The organism is Streptomyces sp. NPDC059994 (assembly GCF_042737755.1).
In the GTDB taxonomy this organism is placed as follows: Bacteria; Actinomycetota; Actinomycetes; order Streptomycetales; family Streptomycetaceae; genus Streptomyces.
In genome coordinates, this window is record NZ_JBHWUR010000015.1 from 1 (window position 1) to 16,936 (window position 16,936).

18 protein-coding genes are annotated in these 16,936 nt (G+C 72.3%); 10 read left to right on the plus strand and 8 right to left on the minus strand.

Features of this window, described 5'->3' with window-relative positions; translation table 11 throughout:
• Positions 1–193 precede the first annotated feature (193 nt).
• Positions 194–1,054 (minus strand): dihydropteroate synthase, encoded by an 861-nt coding sequence (folP, locus tag ACFWA7_RS10900; protein WP_385550272.1) that lies wholly within the window; start codon positions 1,052–1,054, stop codon positions 194–196.
• Between the two features lie 149 nt (positions 1,055–1,203).
• On the opposite strand from folP, the gene ACFWA7_RS10905 reads away from it, so the two are divergent.
• Positions 1,204–1,527 (plus strand): DivIVA domain-containing protein, encoded by a 324-nt coding sequence (locus ACFWA7_RS10905; protein WP_385550275.1) that lies wholly within the window; start codon positions 1,204–1,206, stop codon positions 1,525–1,527.
• On the plus strand, positions 1,524–2,111 hold the full coding sequence (locus tag ACFWA7_RS10910) for a DNA-3-methyladenine glycosylase I (RefSeq protein WP_385550278.1): 588 nt from the start codon (positions 1,524–1,526) through the stop codon (positions 2,109–2,111). The genes ACFWA7_RS10905 and ACFWA7_RS10910 overlap by 4 nt, the downstream gene beginning before the upstream one ends.
• Before the next feature lie 30 nt (positions 2,112–2,141).
• Here the strand turns inward: ACFWA7_RS10910 and ACFWA7_RS10915 are convergent, their stop codons facing one another.
• A complete protein-coding gene (locus ACFWA7_RS10915; protein WP_385822382.1) occupies positions 2,142–2,942 on the minus strand; it encodes an enoyl-CoA hydratase-related protein in 801 nt (266 codons plus the stop codon).
• A 308-nt stretch (positions 2,943–3,250) separates the two neighbouring features.
• Here ACFWA7_RS10915 and ACFWA7_RS10920 point away from each other — a divergent pair, with 308 nt between their 5' ends.
• Positions 3,251–3,418, plus strand: coding sequence for a DUF3117 domain-containing protein (locus ACFWA7_RS10920; RefSeq protein ID WP_009997451.1), 168 nt, complete (start codon positions 3,251–3,253; stop codon positions 3,416–3,418).
• A 157-nt stretch (positions 3,419–3,575) separates the two neighbouring features.
• On the opposite strand, the gene ACFWA7_RS10925 is transcribed toward ACFWA7_RS10920, so the two are convergent.
• Positions 3,576–4,280, minus strand: coding sequence for an O-methyltransferase (locus ACFWA7_RS10925; protein ID WP_385547762.1), 705 nt, complete (start codon positions 4,278–4,280; stop codon positions 3,576–3,578).
• Positions 4,281–4,432: 152 nt separating this feature from the next.
• Between ACFWA7_RS10925 and sigE the strand changes: the two genes are divergently transcribed.
• The 5 genes from sigE (at position 4,433) to ACFWA7_RS10950 (ending at position 9,616) form a co-directional block, all read left to right on the plus strand.
• Positions 4,433–5,242: an RNA polymerase sigma factor SigE gene (gene sigE / locus ACFWA7_RS10930; protein WP_385547759.1), complete on the plus strand. Its 810-nt coding sequence runs from the start codon at positions 4,433–4,435 to the stop codon at positions 5,240–5,242.
• On the plus strand, positions 5,239–6,168 hold the full coding sequence (locus ACFWA7_RS10935; protein WP_385547756.1) for a zf-HC2 domain-containing protein: 930 nt from the start codon (positions 5,239–5,241) through the stop codon (positions 6,166–6,168). The genes sigE and ACFWA7_RS10935 overlap by 4 nt, the downstream gene beginning before the upstream one ends.
• An 89-nt stretch (positions 6,169–6,257) precedes the next feature.
• Positions 6,258–8,075: a trypsin-like peptidase domain-containing protein gene (locus ACFWA7_RS10940; protein ID WP_385822384.1), complete on the plus strand. Its 1,818-nt coding sequence runs from the start codon at positions 6,258–6,260 to the stop codon at positions 8,073–8,075.
• Positions 8,076–8,298: 223 nt separating this feature from the next.
• A complete protein-coding gene (locus tag ACFWA7_RS10945) occupies positions 8,299–8,766 on the plus strand; it encodes a sec-independent translocase (protein ID WP_385547750.1) in 468 nt (155 codons plus the stop codon).
• A 163-nt stretch (positions 8,767–8,929) separates the two neighbouring features.
• The gene (locus ACFWA7_RS10950) at positions 8,930–9,616 is read left to right on the plus strand and encodes a hypothetical protein (RefSeq protein WP_385547748.1); all 687 of its coding nucleotides are present in this window, start codon (positions 8,930–8,932) and stop codon (positions 9,614–9,616) included.
• A gap of 241 nt (positions 9,617–9,857) precedes the next feature.
• On the opposite strand, the gene ACFWA7_RS10955 is transcribed toward ACFWA7_RS10950, so the two are convergent.
• Genes ACFWA7_RS10955 through ACFWA7_RS10965 form a run of 3 tightly spaced genes read right to left on the minus strand, consistent with a single transcriptional unit; the run spans position 9,858 to position 12,877 of the window.
• Positions 9,858–10,991: an Mrp/NBP35 family ATP-binding protein gene (locus ACFWA7_RS10955; RefSeq protein WP_385547746.1), complete on the minus strand. Its 1,134-nt coding sequence runs from the start codon at positions 10,989–10,991 to the stop codon at positions 9,858–9,860.
• A gap of 40 nt (positions 10,992–11,031) precedes the next feature.
• Positions 11,032–11,613 (minus strand): DUF1003 domain-containing protein, encoded by a 582-nt coding sequence (locus ACFWA7_RS10960; protein WP_385822387.1) that lies wholly within the window; start codon positions 11,611–11,613, stop codon positions 11,032–11,034.
• The gene (locus ACFWA7_RS10965; RefSeq protein WP_385547740.1) at positions 11,606–12,877 is read right to left on the minus strand and encodes a magnesium transporter MgtE N-terminal domain-containing protein; all 1,272 of its coding nucleotides are present in this window, start codon (positions 12,875–12,877) and stop codon (positions 11,606–11,608) included. Before ACFWA7_RS10965 ends, ACFWA7_RS10960 begins: the two co-directional genes overlap by 8 nt.
• Positions 12,878–13,093: 216 nt before the next feature.
• Here ACFWA7_RS10965 and ACFWA7_RS10970 point away from each other — a divergent pair, with 216 nt between their 5' ends.
• Positions 13,094–13,849: a hypothetical protein gene (locus tag ACFWA7_RS10970; RefSeq protein ID WP_385547738.1), complete on the plus strand. Its 756-nt coding sequence runs from the start codon at positions 13,094–13,096 to the stop codon at positions 13,847–13,849.
• Between the two features lie 85 nt (positions 13,850–13,934).
• On the opposite strand, the gene ACFWA7_RS10975 is transcribed toward ACFWA7_RS10970, so the two are convergent.
• Positions 13,935–14,447 (minus strand): hypothetical protein, encoded by a 513-nt coding sequence (locus ACFWA7_RS10975; protein WP_385822389.1) that lies wholly within the window; start codon positions 14,445–14,447, stop codon positions 13,935–13,937.
• A gap of 98 nt (positions 14,448–14,545) precedes the next feature.
• Here ACFWA7_RS10975 and ACFWA7_RS10980 point away from each other — a divergent pair, with 98 nt between their 5' ends.
• Complete coding sequence (locus ACFWA7_RS10980; protein WP_385547733.1) at positions 14,546–15,460, plus strand: DMT family transporter; 915 nt, start codon at positions 14,546–14,548, stop codon at positions 15,458–15,460.
• On the opposite strand, the gene ACFWA7_RS10985 is transcribed toward ACFWA7_RS10980, so the two are convergent.
• A complete protein-coding gene (locus ACFWA7_RS10985) occupies positions 15,438–16,565 on the minus strand; it encodes a magnesium and cobalt transport protein CorA (RefSeq protein ID WP_266983330.1) in 1,128 nt (375 codons plus the stop codon). The genes ACFWA7_RS10980 and ACFWA7_RS10985 overlap by 23 nt on opposite strands.
• Between the last annotated feature and the right edge of the window lie 371 nt (positions 16,566–16,936).

A 16,936-nucleotide genomic window follows, 5' to 3' on the forward strand; every position in this document is an offset into this window, starting at 1 on the left:
CCCAGGGGATTGCCGCGCCGCGGCATTCTCAGGGGCGCGGGGAACGGCGCGAGCAACCCACCACGGCCCGCAGGCGAACTCCGGGCTGATAAGGGGCGCGGGGCTGTGACATCGTGCGGCTTCGCCGCGTGGGCGCGACCAGCCCCCCACCGGCCCGCGGCCGAAAGCGAAGGGCCGGAGGGCGGAGCCCCCGCTACGCCAGCCCGCGCCGGGCAACGGCAGGCGGACGGTGCCCCGCGATGGACGCCACCATGTCCAGCACCTGACGGGTCTCGGCGACTTCGTGCACCCGGTACACCCGCGCCCCCAGCCACGCCGACACCGCCGTCGTCGCCAGCGTCCCGATCACCCGCTCCTTGACCGGCCGGTCCAGCGTCTCCCCGACGAAGTCCTTGTTGGACAGGGAGACCAGGACCGGCCACCCCGTCGCAGTCATCTCGCCGAGCCGCCGGGTCGCCTCCAGACTGTGGCGGGTGTTCTTGCCGAAGTCATGACCGGGATCGATCATGACCCCGTCCCGCCGCACCCCGAGCGCGACCGCCCGCTCGGCGAGCCCCACCGTGACCCGGAGAATGTCCTCCATCACGTCCTCGTACGCGATCCGGTGCGGCCGGGTGCGCGGTTCCACGCCGCCCGCGTGTGTGCACACCAGCCCCGCCCCGTACCGCGCCGCGACCTCCGCCAGCTTCGGGTCGACCCCGCCCCACGCGTCGTTCAGCACGTCCGCGCCCGCCTCGCAGACCGCCTCCCCGACGTCGTGGCGCCAGGTGTCGACGCTGATCACCACGTCCGGATGCCGCCGCCGCACCTCGGCCACGAAGCCGACCGTGCGCCGCGCCTCCTCCTCGGCCGTCACCTCCTCGCCGGGGCCCGCCTTGACCCCGCCGATGTCGATGATGGCAGCCCCCTCTGACACCGCCTGCTCCACGCGGGCCAGCGCGGGCTCGTCCCGGAACGTCGCACCCTGGTCGTAGAAGGAGTCCGGGGTCCGGTTGACGATCGCCATGATCACCGGCTCGTGCGCGTCGAACTCGCGCCTTCCCAGCCGCAGCATCCGCTGTTTCCTCCTCGGGTAAGACGCCCGTGACCTCAGGTTCCGTGTCCGGCGGGTCCGGCCTGTGCCGACCGACAGACCCTAACTCCCAGCTCCGCATGGCACGATCGGACCCGACGGTTTCCGGCTGCCGGGGAGAGGCTTCGCGCGTGTTCTGGTTCTTGCTGATCGCCATGGTCGTGGTGGTCGCCGCGGTCACGCTGGCCGTGGTGGGCGGCGGCGACGATGCCGTACTGCCCGAGACGGGCCCCGAGCGGCTCACCGACCCGCTGCCCGCGGGCCGCCCCGTCGAGCGCGCGGACATCGACGCGCTGCGGCTTCCGGTGGCCGCGCGCGGCTACCGGATGGCCGACGTCGACGACGTGCTGAGCCGCCTCGCCGCGGAGCTCGCCGAGCGCGACGGCCGGATCACCGATCTGCAGGAGGCGCTCAGCGCCGCCCACGCCCCCCGCGACGAGGAGCCCCGCAAGTGAGCACCGCCATCCCCGGCCCGGACGGCCGGCTGCGCTGCCCGTGGGGGCTGTCCACCGCGGACTACGTGGCGTACCACGACACCGAGTGGGGCCGCCCGGTCCACGGCGACGACGCCCTCTACGAACGGCTGTGCCTGGAGGCCTTCCAGTCGGGCCTCTCCTGGATCACCATCCTGCGCCGCAGGGAGGGGTTCCGCAGTGCCTTCGCGGACTTCCGGATCGCCAAGGTGGCCGCCTTCACGGACGAGGACGCGGCGCGGCTGCTGACCGACGAATCGATCATCCGCAACCGCGCCAAGATCGAGGCGACCCTCTCCAACGCGCGCGTACTGGCCGACTGGTCCCCCGGCGAGCTGGACGAGCTCATCTGGTCGTACGCCCCGGACCCCGCCTCCCGCCCGGCTCCCCGCACCCTGGCGGACGTCCCCCCGGTCACCGACGAGTCGACGGCGCTCTCCAAGGCCCTCAAGAAGCGCGGCCTCCGCTTCATCGGCCCCACGACGGCGTACGCCCTGATGCAGGCGTGCGGTCTGGTGGACGACCACCTGACGGACTGTGTGGCCCGGAGCGGCCGTACCCCTTAAGGGGTACGGGGCTGTGGCCCCCCGAATGGCTCAGCGCCCCACATATTTCGGCTTCTCCTTGGCCAGGAACGCCGCCACCGCGATCCCGTGGTCCTCGGACGCCCCCGCCAGGGTCTGGAGCTCGTCCTCCTTCTCCAGCGACTCGGAGAGCGAGTGCCCGGCCCCGTACGCCAGGGACTTCTTGAGGGCCGCGTACGCGAGCGTGGGGCCGTCGGCCAGCGCGCGCGCCACGGCGGCCGCCTCGGCCGCCAGCTCGGCGGCCGGGACCAGTTTGTTGACGATGCCGAGCTCGTACGCCTCCTGCGCGGGGACGGAGCGCGGGAAGAGCAGCAGGTCGGTGGCGCGCGAGTGGCCGATCAGGCGGGGGAGCGTCCAGGAGACGCCCGAGTCGGCGGTCAGCGCGACCCCCGCGAACGACGTGTTGAAGGCGGCCGTGTCCGCCACCACCCGGTAGTCGGCCGCCAGCGCGAAGCCGAAGCCCGCGCCCGCCGCGACCCCGTTCACCCCGGCCACCACCGGCTTGGGCATCTCGGTGAGGGCCTTCACGATCGGGTTGTAGTGCTCGCGGACCGTGCTCATGGTGGAGCCGGTGCCCGCCTCGCGGTCCGCCGCGAGCAGGCTCACGTGCTCCTTGAGGTCCTGGCCCACGCAGAACGCCCGGCCCGTCGCCGTGAGCAGGACCGCCCGTACCGCGGGGTCCGCGGCGGCGGCCCGCGCCGCGTCCCGCAGGGCGACCTTGGCCTCGGTGTTCATGGCGTTCATGGCGTCGGGACGGTTGAGCGTGATCGTCGCGAGCCCGTCGGTCACCTCGTAGAGCACGGTGTCGGCCATTGGGATGGATCCCCTCCGTTGCGGTGTCGTGTCCGCCCAGCATGGCGGAGATCATCGGCGCCGCACATGTGACCTGCGTCAAACATTCCCGGCCACGACCCGGACCGAGGGTGGCGAAGTATCGCAGGCGGATCGCCGAATTGGGTGGTTTTGATAGAGCGCGTTGCGCAAGCGATGCCGACCGATGTTGGTCATCGGGTCCTGCGATGCGGGATAATGACCTGGAAGCAATGTGTTCGATGCCGGTAACACGGTGCCTGTCAGGGGCCGCCGGCTGCGATGAGCTGGTTTCAGGAAGGGGAAACAGCATGGCGGCCATGAAGCCGCGGACGGGCGACGGCCCGCTCGAGGTGACCAAGGAGGGGCGGGGCATCGTCATGCGCGTTCCGCTCGAAGGCGGTGGACGGCTTGTGGTCGAGCTGACCCCGGACGAGGCCGAGGCGCTCGGTGACGCTCTTAAGAAGGTCGTCGGCTGATTCAGCGGGCTTGACCCCCAATCTGCCTCCGCCCCGGGCCGGTACTCACGTACCGGCCCGGGGCGGAGTAGTTTCCGGACCCGCGTCTGCGGACCCGCGTCTGCGGACCCGCGCACGCGGCCGGAAGGGAATCTCGGCGGGCGCCCTCGGTGAGGGGTCACGCCCGCTTCACGGCGCAGAGCAGCCCGTCGCCCACCGGCAGCAGCGACCCGACGAGCTCCTGGCTCTCGCGTACGGTCCGCAGCAGGTCGCGCAGCCGCAGCACCTCGGCGGGCTGGACGCCGGAGTCGACCGTACGGCCGTCGGCGAAGACCCCTTCGAAGCAGACGATTCCGCCGGGCCGCAGCAGGCGCAACGATTCGGCGAGGTAGTCCAGGGACTCCGTCCGGTCGCCGTCGCAGAACACCAGGTCGTATCCGCCGTCGGCCAGCCGCGGCAGTACGTCCAGGGCGCGCCCGGGGATGAAACGCGCCCGGTTCCCGGCGAAGCCCGCCGCGCGGAACGCCTGCTTGGCGAACTGCTGGCGGTCCGCCTCGGGGTCGACGGTGGTCAGCACGCCGTCCGGCCGCAGCCCCTGCAGCAGATAGATCCCGGAGACGCCGGTTCCGGTGCCGATCTCGGCGACCGCCTTCGCGTCGGCGGTGGCAGCGAGCAGGCGCAGCGCGGCGCCGGTTCCCGGGGACACCGAACGCAGCCCTGCCTCCCGGGACCGCTCGCGGGCCCAGCGCAGCGCGTCGTCCTCGGCGACAAAGGCGTCGGCGAACGCCCAGCTCGTCTGCCGGTTGGCGGTAATGGCCCTCTCCTGTCCCCGTAGTTGGCGCGCACGGGTGACTGTATCCGCTGCACCCGGGAACCCGCAGATGGGACCGGGCGTTATGAAGGGCGGGGGGAGACATGGACGAGTACGGAATCCCGGTCCCCGAGCGGTCCGGGAAGCAGCGCGGTTCGAGGGGCACGAAGCCAGTCCCAAATGCGCGTAAAGATTCTTATCCGGAGCTAACGGGCGAGGTGGCTATGGTAGGGGCTCCGCTGGACACCACCAGAGCCGACAGGGGAGGTGCGGCTGCGCCTGTGGATCGGGGAGGAGTGCTCCGGCGCTTTCTCAGGTCGGCAGGTGAGCCGAAATCCGTGACCTACACCGCTGACAGCCCCCATAGCCTCCATGGCATGGGAGGGACCCCCACCGCCGGCGCACCCTCCGCAGCCACCGCGACCTTCGCCGACGCGGATTCCCCGGCGTGGACCCCTCCCAGCTGGGAGGAGATCGTCAGCACGCACAGCGGCCGCGTCTACCGCCTCGCCTACCGCCTGACGGGCAACCAGCACGACGCCGAGGACCTCACCCAAGAAGTCTTCGTCCGCGTCTTCCGCTCGCTGTCGACCTACACGCCGGGCACGTTCGAGGGCTGGCTGCACCGGATCACCACCAACCTCTTCCTGGACATGGTCCGCCGCCGCCAGCGCATCCGCTTCGACGCCCTGGGCGACGACGCGGCCGAGCGACTCCCCAGCCGCGACCCGTCCCCCCAGCAGGTCTTCAACGACGCGCACTTCGACGCCGACGTCCAGCAGGCGCTGGACACCCTCGCGCCCGAGTTCCGCGCCGCCGTAGTGCTCTGCGACATCGAAGGACTGTCGTACGAGGAGATCGCCGCCACCCTCGGTGTGAAGCTGGGCACCGTGCGCAGCCGGATCCACCGCGGCCGCTCGCATCTGCGCAAGGCCCTCCAGCACCGTTCACCCGAGGCTCGCGCCGAGCAGCAGCGTGCCCTCGCGGGGGTGGCGCACGGCGCCCCGGGGGCGGTCGGAGAGGGGACCGCGTGACCGGCATCAGTCCCACTCCCGCAGAGCAGCATCTGGGGGACCGTCTCGCCGCCCTGGTCGACGGCGAGCTCAGCCATGACGCGCGCGAGCGTGTCCTGTCGCATCTGGCCACCTGTCCCAAGTGCAAGGCCGAGGCCGACGCGCAGCGCCGCGTCAAGAGCGTCTTCGCGCAGACGGCACCGCCCGCCCCCTCCGAGGGCCTGCTGGCCCGGCTCCAGGGGCTGCCCGGGGCACCCGGAGGTGACGACGACGGTCGGGGACCATTCGGCGGGGGGCGCCTTGCCGACGGGGTCTTCTCGCCCGGGGTCCTGAGCGATCCGCGCGACCCGGTCGGGGGCTTCGGCTATGTGCCCGGCAGAGCCCATGCGGCCGTCCTCGGCGGCGGGCTGCCCGGACGGGGCTTCCGGATCCACGAAGCGGCCCGTCCCGAGGAGCGTTCCGGCTCGCCGTGGCGCGGGCGCAGGATCGCCTTCGCCGCCGCCAGCGCCGTCTCCCTCGCGGCGATCGCGCTCGGCGGCGCGGTCCCGTCGGACTCGGGGGCGGAGACGTCGGCCCGGGGCGAGGGGGCGGGCAGCAATGTCACGCCGCTGCGGGACCAGCGTCCGTCGGCCGGTCCGTCCTCGGGGACACCCCTGTCCGCGGAGTCGCAGCGCAGACGCGGCGGCGCGGCGAGCGCACCGGTGGCCCCGGAGTCCACGGCGCCTGTCGCGATGGGTCTGGCCGGCTTGAACGGAGTCCCGTCCCAGCCGTCCCCGCAGCAGTTCGGCAATCCGTTCCGTGCCGCTCTGCTGAGCGGTTCGTCCTTGCCTCCGCTGATACGTCCGGCGGTCGCCACCCTGGCGGTGCGGCCGGTCTCACCGCTGTCCGCGCTCTCCGGCGCCACCCCGTCCGCTCCGCCGACGCATCTGGCGGCTCCCCGGCACTGACCGTGCCCTGCGCTCCTCCCTCCCGGCAAACCTGGTTGAATCCCTGGGAGGGGTGCCCCTGGGGCACGCAGGACAGTTGCGGGGAGAGCATGAACGACGGAAAACCCACCGGGCCCAAGGCGAGATGGTGGAGCCGTCCCACCCCGCGCGGGGACGGCTCCACGGCCGAGGAGACGTACGACTTGGCTCCGCCGGAGGCACCTGCGGCTTCGGCCCCGGGTGCGCCGGTGGTCGGGGATGCGGTGGTTCCGGGTGTGCCGGTGGCGCCGGGTGCGCAGGACGTAGCGGTTCCCGGCGGGCCGGAAGGTTCCGGCGACGGGGAGGCGCCGTACTCGCTCGCTCCCGGGGAGCCCGTCGAGGACGAGTCCGCGTATCGGCTCGCGCCGCCCGCGCCGGCCGACGAGCCCGCGCAAGAGCACGCCCAAGAGCCCGCGCCGGCCGGCGAGTCGGTCCACGACCCCGCCCGGCCCGAGGGCCCCCTGCCGCCTCGGCAGCCGTTGCACGCTCCTGATCCGTACGGGACGCCGCCGTACGGCGGGCCGGGGCCGTGGGCGCCCGCGCCGCCCGTGCAGCGGCCCGCGCCGGTCGCAGGGGCGGTCCCGGCCCAGGGGGCCTACCCGGCACCGGAGGCCCCGGTCCCGTACCCGGCACCGGAGGCCCCGGTCCCGTACCCGGCACCGGAGGCCCCGGTCCCGTACCCCGTACCGGAAAGCGTGCGGCCGGTGCCGCCCTCGTCCCAGTGGGTGCAGTACGACCCCTGGGGTGCGGCCGGGCAGCCGCTGAGCACGGCCGGGGTGCCGGAGAGGCGGAAGCCGCGGCGCGGGGCGCTCGTCCTCGGGGCCGTCGTCCTCGCGCTGGTCGCGGGCGGCATCGGCGGCGGGGTCGGCGCGTACATCGAGCGCACCGGCGCCACGCAGGTGGATCTGCCGCAGGCCGGGAAGGGGCCCACCGGACGCGCGCCCGACAGCGTCGCCGGGATCGCCGCGAGCGCCCTGCCGGGCGTGGTCACCCTGCACGTCAGCGGGGAGAGCGAGTCCGGCACCGGCACCGGCTTCGTGCTGGACAACTCCGGGCACATCCTCACCAACAACCACGTCGTGGAGCCCGCGGGCTCGTCCGGCGACATCAGCGTGACGTTCAGCGGCGGCGAGACCGCCCGTGCCACGGTGGTCGGCCGCGACTCCGGGTACGACCTCGCCGTGGTCCGCGTCACCGGCGTCTCCGGGCTGAAGCCGCTGCCGCTCGGCAACTCCGACAACGTCCAGGTCGGTGACCCGGTGGTGGCCATCGGCGCCCCCTTCGACCTCTCCAACACCGTCACCTCGGGCATCATCAGCGCCAAGGAGCGCCCGATCACGGCGGGCGGCGAGAAGGGCGACGGCAGCGACGTCAGCTATGTCGACGCGCTCCAGACCGACGCCCCGATAAACCCGGGCAACTCGGGCGGCCCCCTGCTCGACTCGCACGCCCACGTCGTCGGCATCAACAGCGCGATCCGCGCCGCGGGCAAGAGCGACGGCGGCGGCCAGGGCGGTTCCATCGGCCTGGGCTTCGCGATCCCGGTCAACCAGGGCAAGCGGGTCGCCGAGGAGCTGATCAACACCGGCAGGGCCACCCACCCGGTGATCGGGGTGACCCTCGACATGAAGTTCACCGGCGACGGCGCCCGGGTCGGCGCCAAGGCCGCCGACGGCAAGCCGTCCGTGACCCCCGGCGGTCCCGGCGCCACCGCGGGCATCAGGCCCGAGGACGTGATCACCAAGGTCGACGGCCAGCGGGTGCACAGCGCCGAGGAGCTGATCGTCAAGATCCGCTCGCACCGCCCCGGCGACCGCCTGGAGCTGACGCTCAAGCGCGGCGGCGGGGAGCAGCGGCTGACCCTCACGCTCGGTTCCGCAACGTCCTGACCTGCCCCTGCCCTGCCCCTGCCCTGCTCCTGACGTATTCCTGGCGTTTCCCTCGGCCGCCCGCCACGACCCGCCACGGTTCGCCCCTCTGGTCACCTATCGGTCACCAGGGGGGCAAGCGGCGGCCAAAGGTCACCGGGTAGGTACCGTTTCGACAGTTTCGGCGGGTACCGTGGAGCGGTCCATGACTGGACCCGGGAGCAGAGCCACGAGGAGCAGCTAGGTGTTCAACGACATAGGGCCCATGGAGCTCGTCACCCTCGTGGTCCTCGCTGTGCTCGTCTTCGGCCCGGACAAGCTGCCCAAGCTGATCCAGGACGTGTCGGGGTTCATCCGCAAGATCCGCAGCTTCTCGGAGACCGCCAAGGCGGATATCCGTGCCGAACTCGGCCCGGAGTTCAAGGACTTCGAGTTCGAGGACCTGAACCCGAAGACGTTCGTACGCAAGCAGCTCATGGACAACGACGACCTGGGTCTCAAGGAGATCCGCAACAGCTTCGACCTGCGCAAGGACATGGAAGAGGTCGCGGACGCGGTGCACGGCCGCGAGAGCACGCCCACCGGGTCCGGCGCGCCGACGACGGCCGCCAACGGCTCGGCCGCGGGTGTGCCGGGTACGCCCGACCTCCTCAGGAAGCGCGAGAAGCTCGACCCCGGCGAGCGCCCCCCGTACGACGCCGACGCGACCTGACACAGCCCCCTGGGTTTCGTACAGGACGTCAATCTGAGCCACGTCCGCACCGTCATTCCCGGTGGGCGGGACCGAGGTGGCTATCCTCCATAGGTCCGGCACCAGGACGCCCGAGGGGGGCGGGCCGCTCCGGACATCTACGGATCGAGGAGGCGGCCGGGCAGTGGAGACGACGAGTCGGGTAGCGGCACAGGGGTCCACCGAGGACACCCCGTCCACACCGGAAGGGGTGCCGGCGGCCCGGCGTGCGATCGACGGCTATCTGCGGGCGCCGTTCGCCTGGTACGGCCTGGACGAGGCCTTCAGCGGGCCGCGCTGGCTGATGCAGGTGGCCACGGCGGCCGACGGCACCGTGCAGCACGGGTCCACCGGCCACGGCGACGAGCCGTCGATACGGCCCGACGCGGCCGACCGCTCCGCCGCCGCCCGCGAGCGCTTCGCGGTGGTCGTGAGCGTGCCCGCCAACCCCACGCGCCGCAGCGGCGACGGTACGGGAGTGCTGGAGGCCACCTCGGTCTCCTCCGCGGCCTGGCTGGCCGGGTCCGGGCTGCTCGCCTTCACCTGGCCCGCCCAGATGGACCATGTGCTGCGCGGCGACTGGCTGGACCAGCAGACCGAGGCGGCGTGGGAGCTGGCGGACGATCTGGCCGGGCCGGAGTGGACGACGCTGTCGCTGCCGGTCGACGGGGTCGCCACGCCGTTCCACTACCGGGAGTCCGAGTTCGGCTGGGTCCTGGCCGGGTCCGCGGGGGCCGCCGGAGGCGGGGTGCATCTCGGGGCGTATGGGCGAGGGCTGAGCGCGTACGGCCTTGGCTTCGCCGTGGTCAAGGACATCACCTCGTACGCGTGAGCGTTCTCGGGCGGGGTGCGGTTTGTCTGCGGGCCGTCCTGGGCTGGTCGCGCCCACGCGGCGGGGCCGCACAATGACACAGCCCCGTGCCCACGCGGCGGGGCCGCACAATGACACAGCCCCGCGCCCACGCGGCGGGGCCGCACAATGACACAGCCCCGTGCCCCCTGGCCGGCCGTGCCGCAGCCATGAGTAAGGGGCGCCCAGCAACTGTGGGCGCCCCTTACTCGTATCAGTTGCTCTAGAACTTGTTCCTCGGCGTGATCCCCAGCGACATGCCCGACAGGCCCCGCTGGCGGCCGCCCAGCTTGCCCGCGATCGCTCGCAGCGCCGCGCCCGCCGGGGAGTCGGGGTCGGAGAGGACGACCGGCTTGCCGTCGTCGCCGCCCTCGCGCAGCCGGACGTCGATCGGGATCGAGCCGAGCACCGGCACGTTCGTGCCGGTCGTCCTGGTCAGGCCCTCCGCGACCTTCTCGCCGCCGCCCGTGCCGAACACGTCGACCATCTCGTCGCAGTGCGGACAGGGCAGGCCCGCCATGTTCTCGACGACGCCGACGATCTTCTGGTGGGTCTGGACCGCGATCGAGCCCGCCCGCTCGGCCACCTCGGCGGCCGCCTGCTGGGGGGTCGTGACGACCAGGATCTCCGCGTTCGGGACCAGCTGGGCCACCGAGATCGCGATGTCGCCGGTGCCCGGCGGCAGGTCGAGCAGGAGGACGTCCAGGTCGCCCCAGTAGACGTCGGCCAGGAACTGCTGGAGGGCACGGTGGAGCATCGGGCCGCGCCATACGACCGGGGCGTTGCCCGGGGTGAACATGCCGATGGAGATGACCTTCACACCGTTCGCCGACGGCGGCATGATCATGTTCTCGACCTGGGTGGGACGGCCGTCCACGCCCAGCATGCGGGGCACCGAGTGCCCGTAGATGTCGGCGTCGACGACACCGACCTTCAGCCCGTCCGCCGCCATCGCCGCGGCGAGGTTCACCGTCACCGAGGACTTGCCCACGCCGCCCTTGCCGGACGCCACCGCGTAGACGCGGGTCAGCGAGCCGGGCTTGGCGAAGGGCACCTCGCGCTCGGCGGTGCCGCCGCGCAGCGACGTCGCGAGCTCCTTGCGCTGCTCGTCGCTCATCACGTCGAGCGTGACGTCGACGCGCGTGACGCCTTCGACCCGCTCGACCGCCTCGGTCACGTTCTTCGTGATCGTCTCGCGCATCGGGCAGCCGGAGACCGTCAGGTACACCGTGACCGCGACCGCCCCGTCCGTCCCGATCTCGACCGTCTTGACCATGCCGAGCTCAGTGATCGGTCGGTGGATCTCTGGGTCGTTCACTGTCGCCAGTGCCTCGCGCACCGCGTCATCCGTAACCATATGGAGATGGTACGGCGCCGGGTCCCGCCCCCGGAAAGCCCTAACGGCGGTCGGATTCGTCACTTCTGTGGGGAGCCTCCAGCGGGAATACGACCCGGCGGTCCTCCATCTCCTTGATCATGTCCTGAAGTTCCGAGCGGATCCAGTCGCGGGTGGCGACCTCGCCGAGGCCCATCCGCAGGGCGGCGATCTCCCGGGTGAGGTACTCGGTGTCCGCGATGGAGCGCTCGTTGGACTTGCGGTCCTGCTCCAGGTTGACCCGGTCGCGGTCGTCCTGCCGGTTCTGCGCGAGCAGGATCAGCGGGGCCGCGTACGAGGCCTGGAGGGACAGGGCGAGGGTCAGGAAGATGAACGGGTACTCGTCGAAGCGCACCGACGCCGGCGCGAAGATGTTCCAGACCACCCACAGGATGATGACCAGGGTCATCCAGACGATGAACCGCCCGGTCCCCAGGAAGCGGGCGATCTTCTCGGAGAAGCGGCCGAACGCCTCCGGGTCGTACTCGGGCAGCAGGCGTGGACGCGGGGCGCGCGGCTGGTCGAGGCGGCCGCGCGGGCCGCGTGCCACGGCGCTCGCCCCCGCCGCGCGCGTGCGCTCGCGCTCCTCGGCGCGGTCAGCCATGCGAGCCCCCCTCGGCGGCGTGGAACTCCGCCTCGCGCCAGTCCTCGGGCAGCAGGTGGTCCAGGACGTCGTCGACGGTGACCGCGCCGAGCAGCGAGCCGCTGTCGTCGACGACGGGTGCGGCGACCATGTTGTACGCGGCGAGGAACGCGGTCACGGCGGGCAGCGGGGTCTGCGGGGACAGCGGCGGCAGGTCGTTGTCCACGATCGAGGAGACCAGGGTGAACGGCGGGTCCCGCAGCAGCCGCTGGAAGTGCACCGTGCCCAGGTACTTGCCGGTCGGCGTCTCGTCGGGCGGCCGGCACACGTACACCTGCGCGGCGAGCGCGGGCGAGAGGTCCTGCTGGCGTACGCGCGCGAGGGCGTCCGCGACCGTGGCGTCCGGACGCAGCACGATCGGCTCGGTGGTCATCAGACCGCCCGCGGTGCGCTCCTCGTAACTGAGCAGCCGGCGCACGTCCGCCGCGTCGTCCGGCTGCATCAGCGTCAGCAGCCGCTCCTTGTCCTCCTCGGGCAGCTCGGAGAGGAGGTCGGCGGCGTCGTCCGGGTCCATCGCCTCCAGGACGTCGGCGGCCCGCTCGTCCTTCAGCTTGCCGAGGATCTCCACCTGGTCGTCGTCCGGCAGCTCCTCCATCACGTCCGCGAGCCGGTCGTCGTCGAGGGCCGCGGCCACTTCGCCGCGGCGCTTGGGGGAGAGGTGGTGCAGCACGTTGGCGAGGTCGGCGGGGCGCAGCTGCTCGAAGGTGGCGAGCAGGCTCTCGGCGCCCTGGCCGTGCTCCTCCAGGGAGAAGCCGGTGACCGCGGACCACTCGACCGTCAGGGTCTCGCCCTTGCGCCGCAGGGCGCCGCTCTTGCCGCGCCGTACGAAGACCTTGTCGATCTCCCAGTCGCGGCGGGCGGGCAGCTGCTGAACGGCCACGTCCAGGACCGTCACCTCCTCGCCGCTCTCGACGAGGGTGACCCGGCGGTCCAGGAGTTCGCCCAGGACCAGCCGCTCGGTGGGGCGCTGTTCGAAGCGGCGCAGGTTGACGACGCCGGTGGTGATGACCTGGCCGGACTCGACGCCGGTGACCCGGGTCATCGGCAGGAAGATCAGTCGGCGGCCGGCCACCTCGACGACGACGCCGAGCAGCCGGGGCGGGCGGCGGCCGACCCGGAGTATGGCGACCAGGTCGCGTACCCGGCCCACCTGGTCGCCGTTGGGGTCGAAGACGGCGACGCCGGAGAGGTGCGAAACGAAGATCCGGGGGGCGCCTGCCGCCATGCTGAGCGCCTCCTCTTGGGCGTGATCCGACCGTGTCGTGACCTGAAATGGCGCTGAATATCTGATTCAGGCTAGCCGGTGACCATCCGGTGCGCCTTTGAGGGGCGTCCGTACGGCTCTCTGCCGGGCAGCGTAGACGGCCCGGGTAGGGTGCGGTCTGCCGACCCCGACTTCGCGCCCTCCACCTCGCGCGCTCCGACGAAAGGCCGTGTGCCGGTGACCACTCGCTCCCTGTCCGTACGGGCCCGCCGGGCCGCGCTCCCCGTCGCGCTCTGCGCGGGGCTCGCCACGGCCGTCACGGCGTGCTCCTCGGACCCGGACGAGGGCACCAACGGTGTCGGCAAGCTCTCCGCCACCGAGATCGAGGGCAAGGCGCGCACGGCTGCGGACGGCGCCGACGCGGTGCACCTCAGCGGCACGCTGGTCAGCAAGGGCGGCTCGTACAGGATCGACATGCGGCTGAAGGGGACCGGCGCCACCGGCACGGTCACCTCGAAGAGCACCACGTTCGGGCTGCTGCGGGTGGGCGACGAGCTCTATCTGAAGGCCGACGCCGGGTTCTGGTCGCACCGGGACGACAAGCGCTCCGACGACTCGGGGAGCGCGGCGGCGGCGGGCAAGCTCGACGACAAGTACGTCAAGGTGCCCTCGGGTGACCCCTCGTACCAGGAGCTGCGCGGCTTCACGGACAAGAGCGTGCTCCTGAAGGGCATGCTCGGGCTCCAGGGCGAGCTCTCCAAGGGCGACCGGTCCAAGGTCGGCGAGGTGGGCACCATCCGCGTCAAGGCGGGCAAGAACGGCGAGGGCGGCACGCTCGACGTCTCGCTCCAGGGCACCCCGTACCCCCTGCGCTTCGAGCGCGCGGGCGGCGCGGGCGTGCTCGAACTGGGCGACTGGAACCAGGACTTCGCCCTGGCGCCGCCGACGAAGGACGCGACGGTGGACTACGGGAGCCGGCTTCCCAAGACGTAGTGGGGCACGCACGCCTCAGGGGTGCGGGGAACTGCGCGACCAGCCCACGACGGCCCGCAGACGCACCACAACGTGTCCGGCCCGCTCAGCGGCGACGCTTCCGCTTCAGCAGCAGCCTCGGCAGCGCCGCCGGCATCGGCCGCCGCGTGGTGGCCGAGGTCTCCACCGGCCGGGCCGCGAGCGAGCCATCGGGCATCGCGGTGCGGACCTCGGCCGGCGACAGGCACAGCACCCGGCACTCCCGCGCCCAGCGGCCCGTCACCGCCTCGCCGTCCGGTGCGTTCAGCCGCTTGGCCTTCAGCTCGGCGGCCACCGTCTCCCACAGCTCGCCGTGCGGCGCGACCTCGCTCACCGCGGCCGTCCAGGTCACCAGGCGGCCGCCCTTGTCCTTGCTGCGGACGGTCACCTCGGCGGCGGTGCCGTCGGCCAGGCCCTCCAGCGGCTGTTCGCCCGGCCCGCCGCCCACGACATAGGCGGCGCCGTCGTGCCAGACGTGCCACAGCGCGCGGTCGGCGGTCCCGGTGCCCCGCACCCAGATCAGCCCGGACTTCTTGGTGGCCTCCTCGACGAGGGCCCGGTCGAGCAGCGCAGGTGTCATGGGGCCACTTTATGGGACGGCCGGGACGCGGTAGGCGGTGTTGTCCACAGCATGGACCGACAGTTCCGTAAATATGTTTAGCGCCTTACGCTCTTGCCGTGCCCACCACCGTGCCCGCCGCCACCCCGGCCCTGACGACCGCTCCGGCCGTCCCCCGGGTGGACTTCGCGCTGCTCGCCGTCGCCATCGCCAGTGTGTCGCTCTCCGCGCCGCTCATCGCCGCGACGACGGCTCCCGCGCTGGCCATCGCGTTCTGGCGGAACGCCATGGCCGTCGGGGCGCTCACCCCGCTGGCCGCGGTCAGGTACCGGGCGCAGCTGCGCGGGCTGACCCGGCGTGAGGTGGGCCTCGCGGTCGCCGCCGGGGCGCTGCTCGCGCTGCACTTCGGGCTGTGGCTGCCGAGCCTGCGGATGACGTCGGTGGCGTCCTCGACCGCGCTGTGCACCACCACACCGATCTGGACCACCATCGCGCTGCGCCTGCGCGGCCACCGCCCGCCCGCCATGGTGTGGGCCGGGACGCTGGTCGCCTGCGCGGGCGTGGTGATGCTCACCGGCGTCGACATGACCACCTCGCCGCGCGCCCTCGCCGGTGACGCGCTCGCGCTCGGCGGCGGCATCGCGGCCGCCGGGTACGTGCTGCTCGGCGCCGAGGTCCGGCGGACGGTGGACACGGTCCCGTACACGTACCTCTGTTACGGGACGGCCGCCGCCGGGCTGCTCGCCGCCTGTCTGGCGAGCGGCGCGGACCTCACCTCGTACTCGGGAGTGACCTGGGCCAAGCTGGCCGCGCTCACCGTCGCCGCCCAGCTGCTCGGCCACTCCCTGCTCAACCGGGTGGTGCGGGGCCTGGGGGCGTCCGTGACGTCCACGGCGATCCTCCTGGAGACGCCGGGCGCCGCCCTCATCGCGGCGCTCTGGCTGGGCCAGCAGCCGCCCGCGCTCGCCTGGCCCGCGCTGGTGGTGATCCTCGCCGGGCTCGCGCTCGTCGTCAGAGCCAACCGTTCCGCTTGAGCGTGCGGTGGATGACGAGACAGCTTCCGGCGATGGCGGCCAGCACGAGCGGGTAGCCGTACTTCCAGTGCAGCTCCGGCATGTGGTCGAAGTTCATGCCGTACACCCCGCACACCATCGTCGGTACGGCGATGATCGCCGCCCATGAGGTGATCTTGCGCATGTCCTCGTTCTGCGCGAACGACGCCTGCGCCAGATTCGCCTGGAGGATCGAGTTCAGGAGCTCGTCGAAGCCGACGACGTGCTCCTGCACGCGCGCGAGGTGGTCGGCGACATCCCGGAAGTACTTCTGGATGTCCGGGTCGACCAGCCGCATGGGCCGCTCGCTGAGCAGCTGCATCGGCCGCAGCAGCGGCGAGACCGCCCGCTTGAACTCCAGGACCTCGCGCTTGAGTTGGTAGATCCGCCCGGCGTCCGTACCGCGCGGGCTGCCCTTGGACGGCGCCGAGAAGACGTCGATCTCGACCTCGTCGATGTCGTCCTGCATCGCGTCCACGACCGCCAGATATCCGTCGACCACCTGGTCCGCGATGGCGTGCAGCACGGCCGAGGGGCCCTTGGCGAGCAGCTCGGGGTCGTCCTGGAGGCGCTTGCGCAGCGCCCGCAGCGAACCCTGGCCACCGTGCCGGACGGTGATCACGAAGTCCCGCCCGGTGAAGCACATGACCTCGCCGGTCTCCACGACCTCGCTGGTCGCGGTGAGTTCGGCGTGCTCCACGTAGTGGACGGTCTTGAAGACGGTGAAGAGCGTGTCGTCGTACCGCTCCAGCTTGGGCCGCTGGTGGGCGTGGACCGCGTCCTCCACGGCCAGCGGATGCAGCCCGAACTCGGCCGCGATACCGGCGAATTCGGCCTCGGTCGGCTCGTGCAGCCCGATCCAGGCGAACCCGCCGTCCTCGCGTACGCGCCGCATCGCCTCGCGCGGCGACAGGCATGAGTCGGCCTGGGTGCGCAGCCCGTCGCGGTAGACCGCGCAGTCGACGACCGCGCTGCTGGCGGAGGGGTCGCGGGTGGGGTCGTACGAGTTGTACGGGGCGGTGCTCTTGCGCAGCGACGGACGCAGGGAGGGGCGGACCGCGGCGCGCAGGTCACGAATCATGGACATGGCAGGACTCCTTCACGGAGGGGCCGCCGGGCGGGCGTGGCACTGCCCGGAATGGGGACGTGACGCGACGACTGCAACATCTGCGTACGTCCGCAAAGCGGGCGGCACCGCGGGTGCGGTGACGGCGTTCGCTACTGAAACGGACTGGGCGAGGCGATGTGCTCTTCCGCCGTGCGAAATGCCATGAGACTCAGAGGTTTCCCGGTGAGGCGTCCGGGTAAGGAGGTCTCGATCACAGGGAACAACGAAGGCGCACGGAAGAGCGGTTGGTACTGCCAGGCCGACTTCGATCCATCGCAGCCCCACCTCCTCCGGCCGGTCCCCCGTGGGGGACTTCCTGCTGCCCTGAACAGCGGCCAAGACTATCAGTC

Excerpts from the sequence above, each read along its gene's own strand:
- ACFWA7_RS10965 (WP_385547740.1), bottom strand. The coding sequence starts at position 12,877 with ATGGCGGCAGGCGCCCCCCGGATCTTCGTTTCGCACCTCTCCGGCGTC.
- ACFWA7_RS10985 (WP_266983330.1), bottom strand. The coding sequence starts at position 16,565 with ATGTCCATGATTCGTGACCTGCGCGCCGCGGTCCGCCCCTCCCTGCGT.
- folP (WP_385550272.1), bottom strand. The coding sequence starts at position 1,054 with ATGCTGCGGCTGGGAAGGCGCGAGTTCGACGCGCACGAGCCGGTGATC.
- ACFWA7_RS10955 (WP_385547746.1), bottom strand. The coding sequence starts at position 10,991 with ATGGTTACGGATGACGCGGTGCGCGAGGCACTGGCGACAGTGAACGAC.
- ACFWA7_RS10915 (WP_385822382.1), bottom strand. The coding sequence starts at position 2,942 with ATGGCCGACACCGTGCTCTACGAGGTGACCGACGGGCTCGCGACGATC.
- ACFWA7_RS10975 (WP_385822389.1), bottom strand. The coding sequence starts at position 14,447 with ATGACACCTGCGCTGCTCGACCGGGCCCTCGTCGAGGAGGCCACCAAG.
- ACFWA7_RS10940 (WP_385822384.1), top strand. The coding sequence starts at position 6,258 with ATGAACGACGGAAAACCCACCGGGCCCAAGGCGAGATGGTGGAGCCGT.
- sigE (WP_385547759.1), top strand. The coding sequence starts at position 4,433 with ATGGTAGGGGCTCCGCTGGACACCACCAGAGCCGACAGGGGAGGTGCG.
- ACFWA7_RS10960 (WP_385822387.1), bottom strand. The coding sequence starts at position 11,613 with ATGGCTGACCGCGCCGAGGAGCGCGAGCGCACGCGCGCGGCGGGGGCG.
- ACFWA7_RS10920 (WP_009997451.1), top strand. The coding sequence starts at position 3,251 with ATGGCGGCCATGAAGCCGCGGACGGGCGACGGCCCGCTCGAGGTGACC.